Below are 14,709 nucleotides of genomic sequence, written 5' to 3'. Positions count from 1 at the left end.
GGGGCGTCGATAAGCAGGCGCAGCGAACTAGCGGCGTTTGACCGGCTCGCGGCCCTCGAAGATGTCGCGGACCTCGTCCGGCTCCGGGGTGGACAGGTAGCGCTCGAGGGAGTCGTCGAGCTCGAGCATCCACGGGGTGTGGTGCTGAGCGGCTTTCGTGCCGGTGATCACGGAGGTGTAGGTGACGTCGCGGTAGTTGAGGATGTCCTCGCGCTTCGTCCCGACCCAGCGTTTGAAGATCTCCGCCACGGTGTCCAGATCGAACATCGGGTAGTCGGTCTCCTGGATGAGGTCGCGGACGTAGTCGGCCTGGAAATCGACCTGCTCGTCGACGTTCCGCAGGGTGTCGAAGCGCTCGAGCCAGGCGTCGATGTTCTTGCGCTGCTCCTCCTTGGCAGGCAGCTCACGCTCACCGAGGATAAGGTCGCGCACGTACCAGGCCTGGGCGTCGAACATGTTGAAGGTGAACCACTGGTCCTGGGCTCCCAGGTAGAACATCTGGTTGTTCTTCTCCCAGACGACGCCACGGTAGAGGTTGTCCGGGTAGAGGTTGTTCGGGGAGTTCAGCGCCAGGTCGCTGGGCAGGAACGGGTAGTGGTGGATGTAGCCGGTGCACAGGACCACGGCGTCGAACTTGCGCTTCAGGCCGTTGGAGAAGTGTGCGGTGGCGCCGTCGAACTTCTCCACGAGCGGCTGCTCCTCCATGCCCTCGGGCCAGTCATAACCCATGGGAGCGCTGCGGTAGGAGAAGGTGACGGTCCGGGCACCCATCTTGTAGGCCTGGGTGCCGATGTCCTCCGCGGAGTAGCTCGCACCGATGAGCAGGACGTCCTTGTCCGCCAGGGACTCCGCGCCGCGGAACTCGTGGGCGTGGATGATCTGGCCGGGGAAGGTGTCCATGCCCTGGAAATCGGGGACGTTCGGGAAGGTGAAGTGACCGGACGCGACGATGACGTGGTCGAACTCCTCCGACTCGGTCTCGCCGCTGCGCAGGTTCTGCACGTGGACAGTGAAGGTGCTGGTGGTCTCGTCGAAGTCGACCCAGCGCACGGCGTGGGCGAACTTGACGTACTTCTTCACGTCCGACTTCCGTACACGGCCGTCGATGTAGTCCCACAGCGCCTCGCGCGGCGGGTAGGACGAGATCGGGCGACCGAAGTGCTCGTCAAAGGAGTACTCCGCGAACTCGAGGCCCTCCTTCGGGCCGTTCGACCAGAGATTGCGGTACATCGAGGAGTGCACGGGTTCGCCGTACTTGTCGGTTCCGTTGCGCCACGTGAAGTTCCACTGACCGCCCCAGTCGTCCTGCTTCTCGTAGCAGACGATCTCGGGGATCTCGTGTCCCTTCTTCTGTGCGGACTCGAATGCCCGCAGCTGCGCCATCCCGCTCGGACCTGCCCCGATAATTGCAATACGCTTAGTCAAGCATGCCTTTCCGGCCCAGCTACCTGGGCCAACGAAGGCCACGTTCCGGGGCAGGGGCCCGCCGGCAGGCATGCCGGGGGCGCCGAGCCGCGCTGTACGCGACCTTCTTCAATTGTGTTTTCGTCCATGGACATACCGTGGCCTTCGGGGCGCACCAACCTTGCGCGCCCTACCGGGACAAGGAACAGAGGGGCCGCCGTAATCCGGAAGATCCAGGTTCAAGGCGGCCGCCATTCATAGCTGAAAGCTCTGAACCGGGCCACACCCAGGCGATGATCCTAACACTTTCTTAGGCTTAATGCATATTCTTCCGGACTTTAACCGCGCGGGGAGGCCGCGGTCGGACTGTTGGACGTCCCGCCGACCGCCCCCTCAATCACCCGGTGCATCCCCCACTCCAGCGGGCCGCGGCGGAAGCGCCGGCGCCACAACGAGGCGAAGATGAGCAGGCCGATGACCTGCGCGGCCAGCAGCCACAACCAGTCGGGTTCGCCGGCATCGGGGGCACTGAAGACGAGGGCGTCGGGGTTCCCCGCGCCGGGGAAATCGAGCGGATCCGACAGCGGCGTGTACATCCTCCCGCCGAACTCCCCCTCGGGCAGGTACGGCTGGGGTCCGCAGCCGTAGATGCTGTACACGGTGAGGAAGGTCCCGTTGGCGATGGTGGTGACCACGACGTGCACCACGTACATGGTCAAGGACATCGACCCCATCGCCCGCAGCGGGTAGCTCGCCCACACCACCGACGCTGCGCGACAGGCCGGCACGCAGAGCCCGATGACGGCCATGGCGGCACCGGAGGAACCGAGGACGTCGAGAAGCCCGCCCGAATGAGGCTCGCCCTGCAGGTAGGCGCCGAACTCGTTGAGGATGTCGTTGGGGCCGACGCGAAACCCGGTGAGCTCGATAAGCAGCTGGGTGCCCGCGAGCAGCGCCAGACCGATGGCCGCGAGCCATATCTGTCGGCGCGTCTGGTTCTGATGGGCCGGGCTCACCACCAGACGATGGATGAGCAGCCCCACCAGCGTGTACGCCAACCAGGCCAGCAGCGGATAGACGCCCAGGAACAGATCGGCCACCGCGTGATCACCCCAGCTGAACGAGAGAACGTGCTCCGCCGCTACGAGCACCGGGCCCGTCACCACCAGCACAGCCAGCAGCACCCCCAGCCGCCGGGTCGACCACGTGATCACCGGAGTGAGCAGTATGTAGCTGACGCCGATCGCAGTGAGCACGACCAGAATCGAGGACTGCAGCATCGACAGCACCGCCCCGAGCCCCACGAGGATCACGCCCCGGAGGATGAGCCTGAAGCGGGTGCGCGGGAGGTCGCCTTCTCCGGCCAGAGAGCCGCGGGAGATGATCCCCATCGACACGCCAGCCAGCACCGCGAAGAGCACCGATGGGTAGCCCTCCGTCACGGGATGCCCGGGGCCGATGTGGGCGGCCATCATGCCGATGATCGCCAGGGCGCGGGCCAGGTCCAGGCCGTGGATGCGGGTCATTGGTCCAGGTTAAGACAACTCACCCGCGAATACCGGGCGATCTCCGCCATGAACGCCTCGTCATGGCACGTGATCACCAGCGCGGTCCCGGCGCGCAGCCGCTCGGCGATGAGTCCGTGCATGACCCCGCGTCCGCGGTGGTCGAGGCCGACGTCGGGCTCGTCGGCGAGCATGACCGGCCGACCGGGCCCGGCCACGGCGAGGAACTGCGCCAGCCGCAGGTCGGTGGCACCCAGGTCCAGGGGGTGGGCGTCCGGATCCAGGCCCAGCGGCTCAGCAGCCGGGCCCACGAAGCCGCGCACCGTCGTGTCCACCACCTGGTCGCCGGCCCGCTGCAGCATGAGGGACACCGGGACCCGCGTACCCGGCGCGCCGTCCAGGCCGGCGAGGGCGCGCAGCAGTGTCGTCTTACCGGAGCCGTTGTCCCCGCGCAGCCACAGCACCTCACCGGGCACCACCTGGACATGAACCGGCCCGACGGTGAACTCGCGCGAATCCGGGCGATGGCTCTGCCACCAGCGGCGTCGGCCCGCTCCCCGCCGGCCGGTCACCGGACCCAGATCGAGTACTGTTCCGCCCCGTCCCACGGGTTCCGGGAGCTGCAGGCCCGGGTGTGCCAGGGGGGCGGGGGAAAGCGGGAGGACCTCGCCGGACAACGACGGATGAGGGCGGTTGCCCAGGACGACCACGGCGGTGCGGGGAAGCGAGTGACACAGCGTGACCAGGCGGTCCGCGGACGCATGATCAAGGCCCGCGAAGGGGTCATCGAGGACGAGGGTCTCAGGCTCGAGCACCGCGACGGCCGCCACCGCCAGGCGTCGTGTCTGTCCGCCGGACAGCGCCGCGGGGTCGGCTTCGGCGAGCTCGCTCAGCCCCACCAGCCGCAGCATCCGGTCGACGCGGCCTTCCATCTCCTCTCTGCGGACACCCCGCTGCTCCAGCCCGAAGGCCACCTCCTCCGCGACCGTCTCGCGCAGGAAAGTCACGTGGGCGATCGCGTCCTGGCCGACGACACCGACCCCCTCGCGTTCCCTGTGCAGCTCCTCCGCCAGGCGCGACAGGCCCTGGCCGGACCCGCCGATCACCTGCACGATCGAGCCGGCGGAAAGTTCCAGTTTCACAGCAGCGCCCCCACGACGGCCGCCACGGGGATGAGCACCCGCGCCACCTGCTGCGCGGGGCTGTCCGGCACCGGACGCAGGACGGTGCGCCTACCGGGCAGATCAAGCCCGGCGGTCTCCAGGGCACGGGACTTCTGCACGTTGGCGGTGAGCAGCTGCGTCATCACCGGCACCGCCACCCGCGGGATGACGTTGCCCGCGTGGATCCGGCGGCCGGCCAGGCGGTTCGCGTCGCGCACCACCCCCACGGTGCGCCTGCCCTGCGGCAGGAGCTGCAGGGCCGCGGCGACGATGTACGCCACCCGCGGACCCAACGGGCTGACCTGCAGGGCCTTCGCCAGGTCCGCCACCCGGATGAAGGCGGCCGCCGCCAGCAGCGCGGCCATCAACGCAGTGAAACGTGCGGTCAGCTCCGCCGCTGTGACCACGCCGTCCCTGGTCAGCAGCGGCGCCAGACGTTCCGCCCCGTAGGGTGCGTGGACCAGCAGCATCGACAGGGCGGTGGGCACGGCCAGCAGCGCTGTCGTGGCGATCACCGAGCAGTTGCGTGTGCGCCACGCGCCCACCGCCCACGCCACGAGAGTGACCGCGACCGAGAACCGCCAGGAGTTCACACCCAGCACGAGGATCCACGAACTCAACCCCGTGACCAGTGCGGTCAGCGGGTTGATCAGGGTCCGGGTGCGGGGCATCAGGCCCGCACCCCGACCGCACGCTCCCCCGGTTCACCGGCCGGCTGCTCCTCAGCTGACTGGAAGGACCGCAATGTCCGCTTCGGCAGCGCCCTGACCGCGGCGAACACGATCGCCATGACCGCCAGCTTGTCCAACGGATCGGAGATGAAGGACTGCAGGGTCACCGAACCGATCAGGGAGTTGCCCAACTCGCGGAACAACGACACGATCGCACCCGTGCCCACGCCCGCGGTACCGCCGTAGACGAACGCCGCCACCGGGGCGGCCAGCGCGCCGCAGATCAGACCCAGCAGGAGGCCGGACACGACGAGCTTCCAGATCCGGTCGAACGCGCCTGCCCGGATGAACCAGCCCGCCAGCCAGCCGGTCGCACCGGCCACCGCCGCGAAGGGCAGCGCCGCCGGGTTGAGCAGGCCCCACACCACGGAGCTCAGCGTGCCGGTGGCCAGGCCCGCGATCGGGCCGGCCAGCGCCGCGATGAGCACCGTGCCCACCGAATCCAGGTACAGCGGGAGCCCCACCGAACCGACGACCTGGCCGATGACGATGTTGAGCACCAGTGCCACCGGGATCACCGCGATGGTGCGCGCGGGCAGTGCCGGCAACGTGGCCGCGAGCAACAGCACGGCGCCGCCGACATAGCCGGCGAGCGTGATCAGGGCCTGCGTGGAGCCGCCGACCGAATCCCAGTCGGTCGGGCGCACGAGCACCAGGTAGAGCCAGGTGGCGGCGACCACCGCCGCACCGGCGACGGCCAGGCCGCGGCGTGCGGGAGTGAGGTGAATCTGTGACATGACGGGCATCCTCGGGTCAGAGCTCGAATAGGGGCTCGAATGGGGTGGCACCGCCCTATGTCACCTCGGGCGGTCATCAAACGTCGCTGAGTCTAACGGATCGCCCAGAGCACGGCCAACGCGCCGGCGGCCCGGGCGAGTTCGGAGTGCGCGGCCTCGACGTCCGCCGACGTCACCAGCCGCGCGTTGTGCGGGCGGTCCCAGTGCCCGCGCAGATCCGCCACCGAGGTCCCACGCAGCAGGGGGCTGTCGGCCTCGACCGCGATGGTCGTGGACACGTCCTCGTACGGGATCGTGCCCAGCGCGATCATGCAGGTCAGCAGGTCATGGATCTGAGCCTGGTAGCCCTCCCCCTGCGCCCGGTGGAACTCGAAGTAGAAGCGCAGGATGTCCGCCAGGTAGCCGGCCACGGGCGTGGCGCCCAGCGAGTCCACCAACGCGCCCAGCCGCGCCGGGTCAATGAGGAACTGCTCGGTCACCTCCAGCGAACACAACCGGATGCTGGCCGCGGGCGGGTCCTCGAACACCTCCGCAGCCGCGTGGGGGTCCACCCAGAAGTTCCACTCCGCCGTCGGTGTGGTGTTCCCGCGGTAGTTCACCGCCCCGCCCATCACCGTGATGTTTCCCAGCCTGGCATAGTGCTCCGGGTGCGTCTGCTGGAAGGCCGCGAGGTTGCTCAGCGGGCCCGTGACGATCAGCCTCAGGTCCGCGTGCTTGTCGACAGCCCCGCGCCACACCTCCGCCCAGTCCCCGCCCGGCGTTTCCGGCGCCTCCGGCACCTCGAGGTACCCCAGGCCGGTCGGCCCGTGGGTCTCTGGCGTGGTGGTCAGCTCCACGTGGCGGGGGCGGGGCCGGCCGGGGAGAACGGGGGCGTCTATAAGCAGCTGGGCGAGCACCCACCGCGCGTTGCCGGCGGCCTGGGTGGCGGTGGTGTTGCCGGCGGTGGTGGTCACGCCGACGAGCTCGATCTCGCCGAGGTGGTGCAGGGCGGCGAGGTAGATGAGCGCGAGGGTGTCGTCGATGCCGGGGTCGCAGTCGATGAGGACGGGGATCATGGCTCCCGAGGTTAGCCGAGTCTCAGCGCTCAGCCTCCGCGATGACGGGGACGGTCCGCAGCACCGAATCCGGGTTGAGCGACACGGAGTCGATGCCCTGCTCGACGAGGAACTGCGCGTACTCCGGGTAGTTGCTCGGGCCCTGGCCGCAGATTCCCACGGTGATGCCGCAGGCGTGGGCGCGGGCGATCACGTCCGCGACCATCTTCTTCACCGCCGGGTCACGCTCGTCGAAACTGCGCGCCATGATCTCCGAGTCCCGGTCCGCGCCGAGGGTCAGCTGGGTCAGGTCATTGGAGCCGATGGAGAAGCCGTCGAAACGCTGCGCGAAATCCTCGGCGAGGACCACGTTGGAGGGGACCTCGCACATCATGTAGAACTCCAGACCGTTCTCGCCCCGGACCAGGCCGTTCGCTGCCATCGCCGCGATGACGCGGTCGGCCTCGGGGACGGTACGCACGAAGGGCACCATCACCGCGAGGTTGGTGAAGCCGAGTGTCTCCCGTACCCGCTTGAGCGCCAGGCACTCGAGCTGGAAACCGTCGCGGTAGCGATCGTCGTCATACCGCGAGGCGCCGCGGAAGCCGAGCATGGGATTCTCCTCCTCCGGTTCGAAGGCGTGCCCGCCCAGCAGGTGCGCGTACTCGTTGGTCTTGAAGTCGCTGAGGCGGACAATCACCGGCCGTGGATAGTACGGGGCGCAGAGCTTGCCCAGGCCGGTGGCGAGACGGTCGATGAAGTACTCCCGCGGGTCCTCGTAGGCGGAGGTGAGCTCACGGATCTGTCCGGCCTCCCCAGCGTCGTCGATTCGGTCGGGATGCGCCAGCGCCATCGGATGGACCCTGATCGCCTCGGCGATGAGGAACTCCAACCGCGCCAGACCCACCCCGGCCACGGGCAGACGCCACCAGCGGAACGCCGCCGCCGGGCTGGCCACGTTGACCATGACCTTCGTGCGCGTCTCCGGCAGCGCCTGCAGATCCACCTGTTCCGTGCTCCACCGCAGGCGCCCCTCGTAGACGTGCCCCTTCTCCCCCTCCGCACAGGACAGCGTGATCAGCTGGCCGTCGACGAGATCGCGGGTCGCGGTGCCCGTACCCACGATGGCGGGCACACCGAGCTCCCGGCTGATGATCGCCGCATGACTGGTCGGCCCACCGTGATCCGTGATGATGCCCGCGGCCCGCTTCATCACCGGCCCCCAGTCCGGATCCGTCATCTCCGCCACCAGGATCGCCCCGTCGCGGAAGTTCCCGATGTCCGCCGCACTACGGATGACACACACCTCACCGGCCGCGATGGTGTCCCCGATGGCTGCCCCCGAGATCAGACGACGACCCTTCTCCTCGAGGTGGAACATGGTGAACTCAGTGGCGCTGCGCTGCGACTGCACCGTCTCCGGTCGGGCCTGCACGATGAAGAGCTCACTGCTGACACCGTCCTTGGCCCATTCGATGTCCAGCGGCCGCTGGTAGTGCTTCTCCAGGATGACGGCCCAGCGGGCGAGCTCGAGCACCTCGCCATCGGTGAGCACGAGCGCCCCGCGTTCCTCCTCGGAAGTGTCCACCAGCTCCGTGCCGGCCGAATCCCCGGAGCTGTAGACGAGCTTGATCTCCTTCGCCCCGGCGCTGCGCTCGATGATCGGCACCAGCTGATCATCGTCCAGGAAAGGCTTGTACACGAGGTACTTGTCCGGGTCCACCGTGCCCTGGACCACCGTCTCCCCCAGCCCCCACGTGGCGCTGATGACCACGGCATCCGGAAAACCACTCTCCGTGTCCAGGGTGAACATCACGCCGGAGGCCCCCACATCCGCCCTGACCATCAGCTGCACGCCGACGGACAGCGCCACCTGGAGATCATCGAAACCCTTGAGCGAGCGGTAGTTGATCGCCCGGTCGGTGAACAAGGACGCGAAGCACCGCCGACAGGCCTCCAGCAGCGCCTCCTCCCCCACCACGTTGAGGAAGGTCTCCTGCTGGCCCGCGAAACTCGCCTCCGGCAGATCCTCGGCGGTGGCGCTACTGCGCACGGCCACGGCCGGTGCTTCCCCGCCACCGCGCCCGGTCATCTCGCGGTACGCCTCCGTGATGGCCTGGGCCACAGGATCCGGGATGGGAGCGTCGAGGAACTTCCGTCGGAGGGTGGCGCCGGCCTCGCTCAACGGCAGGCTCCCGGCGTGGACGAGGCCGAGGAGTTCACGGATGTCCTCCTCCAGCCCGTTGTCCCGCACAAACACCCGGTAAGCCTCGGCCGTGAGCGCGAACCCCCCGGGCACCCGGACGCCCTTCTCCGACAGGGCCCCGATCATCTCTCCCAGCGAGGCGTTCTTGCCACCCACACTCGGCAGATCAGCAAGACCGATGTCCTCGAACCACAGAACGTATGACTGTTCCATCTGAGCCTCCACTGGCCACGGGTTGACTTGGCCTTGAGGGTACGCCCGGAGCCTCCACCGGATGGATGCTTTGGGGCTTCAGTTGGGTCACCGTTGGCTCAAGGGGACGTCACGGTCCCCCTGCCCCCGCCCTACCTGGCCACAGCCTCCACAGACACACCGCGGGCGTCGTGAAGCGTCTCCCGGCCGAAGGCCCAGACGACAGCCGCCGCCAAGCCGATGAAGCCGCAGATGAGGAAGCCGATGGTGAAGCCGTAGGTTTCCGCGACCACACCGATGAGGATCGGGCCGGTGATCGCGCCGAAATCCTGGGCCATCTGGAAGTTCGCCAGCACCTTGCCGCCGGAGCGATGGTTGCCGATGACGTCCGCCAGCACCGCCTGCTGCGCCGGGTTGACCATGCCTGCCCCCGCGCCGGCCAGCGCGGAGACGATGAGCAGCGGCCAGAAGCTGTCGGCGAATCCCATGGAGCCGGTGAAGATCGCGTTGACCACCAGCCCACTGATGACCATGGGCTTTCGTCCGAGGGTGTCGGCGAGCCTGCCGGAGAACTGCAGCACCACGGCGTTGCCGGCGGCGAATGTGGCCATGGCCAGGCCGGCGATCGCGCCGCCGTGCTCGAAGACGACGGCCGCGAACAACGGCAGGGTGGCTACGCGGACGCCGAAGTTGATCCACCCGAAGGCGAAGCCGGACACGAGCGCCGAGCGGTACGCACTGTCGCGGATCGCCTCGGCGAAGCCCATCGGCGGCTCATCGTTCCTGCTGCGCGCGGAATCGTCGATGCGGGGCATCTTCCACCACACCACGAACGCCGCCAACGCCACCGAGACACCGTAGATGACGAAGGGGGCGCGCATGCCGATCATGGACAGTGCCGCGCCCACGAGGGGGCCGATGACGTTGCCCACCAGGAACGCGGTGCCGTAGACGGCGGAGGCGCGGCCACGGATCTCGGGTGGGGCCATCCGGACGATCAGGCCCATGGCGGAAACCGTGAACATCGTCGAACCGATGCCCGCGATGCCGCGCAGCAGCAGGATGTGCCAGTACTCCTGCGCACCCGCGACAAGCGCGGTGGTCACCGCGACGGTGATCAGGCCCGTGAGGTAGACCTTGCGGGAACCGAGTTTGTCGATGAGCCTGCCCGACACCGGAGCGAAGAACAGCCGGGAGGCGGCGAAAATGGAGATGACCGCGCTGGCGGCGGCCATGGAGACGTCGAAACTGGCGGCGAACTGCGGAATGATCGGCGCGACGAGCCCGTAGCCCAGCGCGATGATGAATGCCGCGGAGACGAGGACCCAGATCTCCGTCGGGATCTTCGGCTGCACTTTTTGTTGATCTGTCATATCCCGTTAGACCCTACCCGTTCCATGGAATCGAGCCTTGTTCGCATATATGTTCTATATGTAAAACAGGTGTGTTGGTCGGCGGTTTTAGTCTGCGGGTCATGAACATCAATCACCTCAGCACCCCGCCCTCCATCGCCCTGACCCTTCGCGCCCACGAGGCCACCACGCTCCGGGACCTGCACTCCATGATCCACCACCCACGCTCCCTCGCCCGCCCCCAAGCCAACTGGCGGCCACCGAGCAAGGCGCTGCCCGGCGGCTCCCTCACCATGACGCTCACCCGTCACCGCGTCGGCGAACGGGTCAAGGCCCGCGTCCTCGGTTTCGCTTCAGGCTCGGGCGAGGACCGCGCGCCCGCCTATCTGATCACCGTCCGCATCACCGACCAACACGGCGCGGTCGACCCGGTGACCGCGGAAGGCTGGGTCCGCGCGCTCATCGATGACGCCCTCATCGACGCCGTCCATGAGGTCTCCAGCGGACATGCCGCCACCTTCGTCTGGCTTGTCGACGCCCACTTCGTGCCCGTCCACTCCCCCGCCTCCCTGTTCTTCGGCTTCTCGCAGGCGGCCTGAGCCGCAGAGCTTTCAGGGGGTGGGAGCACCTCACCTGCCGGGTTACAACGCGTCGAGGTAGCGGTAGATCAGGTCGAAAGGCGAGGTCACGATGGAGGTGATCGACCCCGCGATGAAGGCCGAGCGCGAGGGGCAGTAGAAGGCGAAGGCCCCGTGTACGCCCGTGTGCCCCAGGATCAGCGGGGCAGGGACCAGCGGGCTCAGCGCCTTGGGCAGGCTCATCGCCATCATGCCGGAGCCGTAGCGCAGAGGCCGGTGCTGGATGCGGCGCAGCTGCGGGTCCTGGATGTGGGCATGGTCGAAGATCTGGCCGGTGTGGAAGGCGCGGATGAAGGTCATCAGGTCGTTGGCGGTGGAAACCACGCCGCCGGACGCCGGCGAGCTGGACAGGTAACGCGATGACCAGACCGGGTGTTTCGGGGTGCGGACCTCCGCGTAGTCATGCCGCCCGGGCACCACGAACGTCGTATGCTCCAGACCCAGCGGGGTGATGATGTACCGGTTGGCCAGCTCCTGGAACGTCCGGCCCGTGGTGTGCTGCGCCACCTGCGACAGAAGCTCGGCGTTGAGGTCCGAGTAGTGCGCCCGGTTTCCGTGGCCCGGCGGGAATTTCGCACCCACCCGGGCGGCGATCTCCATCTGCTCGTCGACGCTGACCACCCGGTCCCAGTCAACTATCTGCTCGATGACGCTGCGCCCTCCCGGATCCCGGGTGTCCTCCCAGCTCGCCAGACCGGAGGTGTGGTCGATGAGGTGCCGGACGGTCAGCTCCGCACCGTAGTCCTCCCCCCGGATGACGTGCAGCCCGTCGAGCGAGTGTGCCGCCACGCGCGAGGCGACGAGGGTGTCGTAGCTGAGACGCCCCGCGTCGATGAGGCGGAAGATGATGGCGTGGGTGAACAGCTTGCTCACGGAACCCGCGGCGAAGCGGGACTCCGGATCAAGGTGGCCGGTGGTGTGGGTGTGACGGAGGGAGCCGTCGGCACGCTCCAGAACCACGGCGACGTCACCCAGCTTGGGCAGTCCGTCGACCTTCCTGTCCACCGCGGCCAGCCGCTCCTCCAGCGGAGGGCGTTGACGCGCGCGGACGATACTGCCACGGACCCGCGACAAAGCCACCAAGAACCACTCCCTGTCAACCCACCACTATGTATTCCACCGGGCGATGAGCCCCGGACTCAGCTACTGGACGCGGACGTCGCCGAAATCCGCGTCGTCTTCGTCGTCCTCGTCGGTGTCATCATCCGGATCGAGATCGTCCTCGCCGTCCAGGTCCTCGAAGTCGGCGTCGTCCTCGTCATCGTCCTCATCGAGGTCGTCATCGTCCTCCTCGTCGGCGCCGAAGATGTCGTAGACGTCCGGCTCCTCGAACTCGTCCACGTCGAAGGGAACGAGCTGCTCCTCCCAGTCATCGGCCTGATCGGCGGCGAGGGAGATGACGTCGAAAAGCCGGTCGAAGTCGGTGAAGACACCGAGGTCGAGCACCTCCTCCGTGGCGATCTCCACCTCCGCGGAAAGGTCGGTGAACATCCGCTGGCGGTCCTCCTCGGTGAGCTGGGCTTCACCGTCGGACTCCCAGAGTTCGTCGATGGCCTGGTCGATGAGGTCCTCGAAGGACTCGCCGACGGCGACGAACTGGACGACGGCGGTGGGCACACCCTCCATGACCTCGACGAGCACCTGCAGCTCGGAGTTCTGTCCGACCTCGGCCCGCACCAGGTTCGCATTGAGTGCATCCTGGTAGAACTCCAGGTCACCGATGCGCTCGTCGGTGCCTTCAAGCAGGTCGCGCAGGACGGTGACCACCTGATCGGTGGCCACGTGGCGGCCGACGGTGGCCACGGCGTCCTCGACGGAGAAGACGACGGAGACCAGCACGGCCTCGAAGTTCTCGTCGTCCTCATCGACGTCGGCTGCGGCGATGTAGACATTGGCTGCCGGCATGTGGGGGTCGATCTCCTGGAACTGGATCTCCAGATCAGAGGTGATGGGCACGAACATGGTTTCATCATGCACGCGCGACTCGATGCCCTCGGTGTCCAGTGCGGTGGCAATGTCCTCGAAGAAGCTCATGAGTGTTAGGTGTCCTTCCATGTGAACCCGGTTCTCTAACTCGACGACCGCCTACGGCAATCCGGAACCAGCCTAGCCTCGTGGCAGAAGTCCTGCCCACCGACTCGCACGGGAGAATCGCTAACGGCCCAGCTCGGTACTGATGAGCAGACCCAGCTCCTCCAGCAGCTCGGGCCTGCCGTGGCCCCATTCGGTCATGTCATAGTCGGCCCAGGCCCGACGCTTCCCCGCCTTCGGGTCGTGCTCCACCCGCGCGGGCGCGTCGAAGACCATCGTCGCCCGGGCCGGCGCGGTGTCGGTGGGCGGCTGGTAGGCGGGCCAGTCATCACCAGGTCGGCCGTGATGGATGAAATGGCCCCAGTGGTACTGCATGACGTCGGTCAGCTCCGCCATCCCCTCCATGCCGCCGAAGCGCGCCAGCCCGGAGGTTCTCGACGCCCCCGGGTCCCCGAAAATGGCCGTCAGCTCCAGGGAGTGCATCGCGCCCAGTCCGAGCCAGCGCAGGGCGGCGGGGGCGTAGTCGAAGCGGTACATCCAGGTCGGCGCCAGGGGGTTGTGGTCGGTGGCGAGGCGGACGGACGGGGCCCAGAAGAGGGCGTCGGCAAGCAGGTCGGCGAACTGCGCGCGGTCCCGGGCACCGTCGTAGGCGGACAACACATAGGACGCCTCCTCGGGGTCGAACGCGCTGAGCAGCCGGAGCGCGGCGCGGGAGCGCGCGGAGGTGCGCATGTAGAAGAACTTGGAGAAGCTCGTCTCATCCGAGTTCGTCCCCACCAGCAGGGGCACCTTGACCTGATCGCCGCTGTCGAAGACCGAGAGCGGATGGTCCAGGAGGAGGGTGCCGTCCACCGTGGGTGCGTAGGTGGTGTTCAGGTGCTGGAGCTCCCGGCCCCGCCACATCATCGACTGCCCGGCGCGCACCAGATCGTACGGGTGCTCGGCACGCAGGTCCGCCAGCGTGGTCAGCCTGGGCAGCGCCATCTGGTAGACCAGCTCACGCGCCCAGAGGGTCGCCTGCGCGCGGGAATGGATCATGGTCATCGGCGGGGACTGGACGATCGCCCGGTGGAAGAGGCCCGCAGCGGAGGGAACGGCCATGAGCGTGGCCGCCGCAGCTCCGCCCGCGGACTCCCCCATCAGCGTCACCCGGTCAGGGTCGCCACCGAACTGGGCGATGTTCGCCTGCACCCACTTGAGCGCCAGCAGCTGGTCGCGGAGCGCCGGATTGGCCACGCAGTCCTCGTCGAGGCTGCGCAGATCCAGGTATCCCAGCGCTCCGAGGCGGAAGTTCACCGACACGTAGACACAGTCGACCGACTTCGCGAACTCGTAGCCGCGCAGCAACGGTTCGTGGGAGGAACCCATGATGAAGGAACCGCCGTGCAGGTAGACGACCACCGGCAGCTCGTCATCGGTGTCGGGGCGCACGATGTCCAGGTGCAGGCAGTTCTCCGAGCCGATGACCCGGTCGGTCCACGAGTACGTCGGCTGCGGTGCCGGGGGGCCGAAAGTGGTGGCGTCGCGCACGCCGCGCCAGTGCCGGGGGCGTCGCGGCGCGCGGAAGCGGTTGTCGCCACCGGTGCTGGCCCCGAAGGGCACGCCACGCCAGGTCCGGATACCCAGCTGCTCATCCACCAGCCCCTTCACCATTCCGGCGGTGGTGCGGACCTGTGGTCCAGGGATGTCGAGCGAGGTCATACCTACTACGGTAGT

Annotated in this window: 12 protein-coding genes; 1 reads left to right on the top strand and 11 read right to left on the bottom strand. The window is 67.9% G+C overall.

All coding sequences use genetic code 11. The annotated features are described in order from the left end of the window. Positions 1 to 27: 27 nt before the first annotated feature. From CETAM_RS05120 to CETAM_RS05085, 8 genes are all read right to left on the bottom strand, one after another. Positions 28 to 1,497, bottom strand: a complete 1,470-nt coding sequence (locus CETAM_RS05120) for an NAD(P)-binding domain-containing protein (protein WP_156227604.1) — start codon at positions 1,495 to 1,497, stop codon at positions 28 to 30. Between the two features lie 245 nt (positions 1,498 to 1,742). Further along, positions 1,743 to 2,930, bottom strand: a complete 1,188-nt coding sequence (locus CETAM_RS05115; RefSeq protein ID WP_156227602.1) for an acyltransferase family protein — start codon at positions 2,928 to 2,930, stop codon at positions 1,743 to 1,745. Then, positions 2,927 to 4,051, bottom strand: a complete 1,125-nt coding sequence (locus tag CETAM_RS05110) for an ATP-binding cassette domain-containing protein (protein WP_231587590.1) — start codon at positions 4,049 to 4,051, stop codon at positions 2,927 to 2,929. Before CETAM_RS05110 ends, CETAM_RS05115 begins: the two co-directional genes overlap by 4 nt. Continuing rightward, positions 4,048 to 4,743, bottom strand: a complete 696-nt coding sequence (locus CETAM_RS05105; RefSeq protein ID WP_156227600.1) for an ABC transporter permease — start codon at positions 4,741 to 4,743, stop codon at positions 4,048 to 4,050. The genes CETAM_RS05110 and CETAM_RS05105 overlap by 4 nt, the downstream gene beginning before the upstream one ends. Continuing rightward, positions 4,743 to 5,540 (bottom strand): ECF transporter S component, encoded by a 798-nt coding sequence (locus CETAM_RS05100; protein WP_156227598.1) that lies wholly within the window; start codon positions 5,538 to 5,540, stop codon positions 4,743 to 4,745. Before CETAM_RS05100 ends, CETAM_RS05105 begins: the two co-directional genes overlap by 1 nt. Before the next feature lie 92 nt (positions 5,541 to 5,632). Continuing rightward, entirely contained in the window at positions 5,633 to 6,595 is a 963-nt protein-coding gene (locus CETAM_RS05095; protein WP_156227596.1) for a nucleoside hydrolase, read from the bottom strand. 22 nt (positions 6,596 to 6,617) lie between these two features. Further along, complete coding sequence (gene ppsA / locus CETAM_RS05090) at positions 6,618 to 8,993, bottom strand: phosphoenolpyruvate synthase (protein ID WP_156227594.1); 2,376 nt, start codon at positions 8,991 to 8,993, stop codon at positions 6,618 to 6,620. A gap of 131 nt (positions 8,994 to 9,124) precedes the next feature. After that, positions 9,125 to 10,345 carry an MFS transporter gene (locus CETAM_RS05085; RefSeq protein WP_156227592.1) on the bottom strand — a complete coding sequence of 407 codons (1,221 nt, stop codon included), beginning with the start codon at positions 10,343 to 10,345 and terminating at the stop codon, positions 9,125 to 9,127. Between the two features lie 101 nt (positions 10,346 to 10,446). Between CETAM_RS05085 and CETAM_RS05080 the strand changes: the two genes are divergently transcribed. Beyond that, complete coding sequence (locus CETAM_RS05080) at positions 10,447 to 10,923, top strand: hypothetical protein (RefSeq protein WP_156227590.1); 477 nt, start codon at positions 10,447 to 10,449, stop codon at positions 10,921 to 10,923. A 42-nt stretch (positions 10,924 to 10,965) separates the two neighbouring features. Here the strand turns inward: CETAM_RS05080 and CETAM_RS05075 are convergent, their stop codons facing one another. The 3 genes from CETAM_RS05075 to CETAM_RS05065 form a co-directional block, all read right to left on the bottom strand. Beyond that, positions 10,966 to 12,042 (bottom strand): serine hydrolase domain-containing protein, encoded by a 1,077-nt coding sequence (locus CETAM_RS05075; RefSeq protein WP_197085801.1) that lies wholly within the window; start codon positions 12,040 to 12,042, stop codon positions 10,966 to 10,968. Between the two features lie 63 nt (positions 12,043 to 12,105). Continuing rightward, a complete protein-coding gene (locus tag CETAM_RS05070) occupies positions 12,106 to 12,996 on the bottom strand; it encodes a hypothetical protein (protein ID WP_156227586.1) in 891 nt (296 codons plus the stop codon). 120 nt (positions 12,997 to 13,116) lie between these two features. Then, positions 13,117 to 14,694, bottom strand: coding sequence for a carboxylesterase/lipase family protein (locus CETAM_RS05065; RefSeq protein ID WP_156227584.1), 1,578 nt, complete (start codon positions 14,692 to 14,694; stop codon positions 13,117 to 13,119). Positions 14,695 to 14,709: the final 15 nt, after the last annotated feature.

It is taken from the genome of Corynebacterium comes, assembly GCF_009734405.1.
Classification (GTDB): domain Bacteria; phylum Actinomycetota; class Actinomycetes; order Mycobacteriales; family Mycobacteriaceae; genus Corynebacterium; species Corynebacterium comes.
The sequence above is the reverse complement of the archived record's forward strand: the minus strand, read 5'-3'. Positions and strand labels throughout refer to the sequence as shown.

Coding starts and splice junctions, on each gene's coding strand:
- CETAM_RS05085 (WP_156227592.1), bottom strand. CDS start 10,345: ATGACAGATCAACAAAAAGTGCAGCCGAAGATCCCGACGGAGATCTGG.
- CETAM_RS05095 (WP_156227596.1), bottom strand. CDS start 6,595: ATGATCCCCGTCCTCATCGACTGCGACCCCGGCATCGACGACACCCTC.
- CETAM_RS05100 (WP_156227598.1), bottom strand. CDS start 5,540: ATGTCACAGATTCACCTCACTCCCGCACGCCGCGGCCTGGCCGTCGCC.
- ppsA (WP_156227594.1), bottom strand. CDS start 8,993: ATGGAACAGTCATACGTTCTGTGGTTCGAGGACATCGGTCTTGCTGAT.
- CETAM_RS05070 (WP_156227586.1), bottom strand. CDS start 12,996: ATGAGCTTCTTCGAGGACATTGCCACCGCACTGGACACCGAGGGCATC.
- CETAM_RS05080 (WP_156227590.1), top strand. CDS start 10,447: ATGAACATCAATCACCTCAGCACCCCGCCCTCCATCGCCCTGACCCTT.
- CETAM_RS05120 (WP_156227604.1), bottom strand. CDS start 1,497: ATGCCTGCCGGCGGGCCCCTGCCCCGGAACGTGGCCTTCGTTGGCCCA.
- CETAM_RS05065 (WP_156227584.1), bottom strand. CDS start 14,694: ATGACCTCGCTCGACATCCCTGGACCACAGGTCCGCACCACCGCCGGA.
- CETAM_RS05115 (WP_156227602.1), bottom strand. CDS start 2,930: ATGACCCGCATCCACGGCCTGGACCTGGCCCGCGCCCTGGCGATCATC.
- CETAM_RS05105 (WP_156227600.1), bottom strand. CDS start 4,743: ATGCCCCGCACCCGGACCCTGATCAACCCGCTGACCGCACTGGTCACG.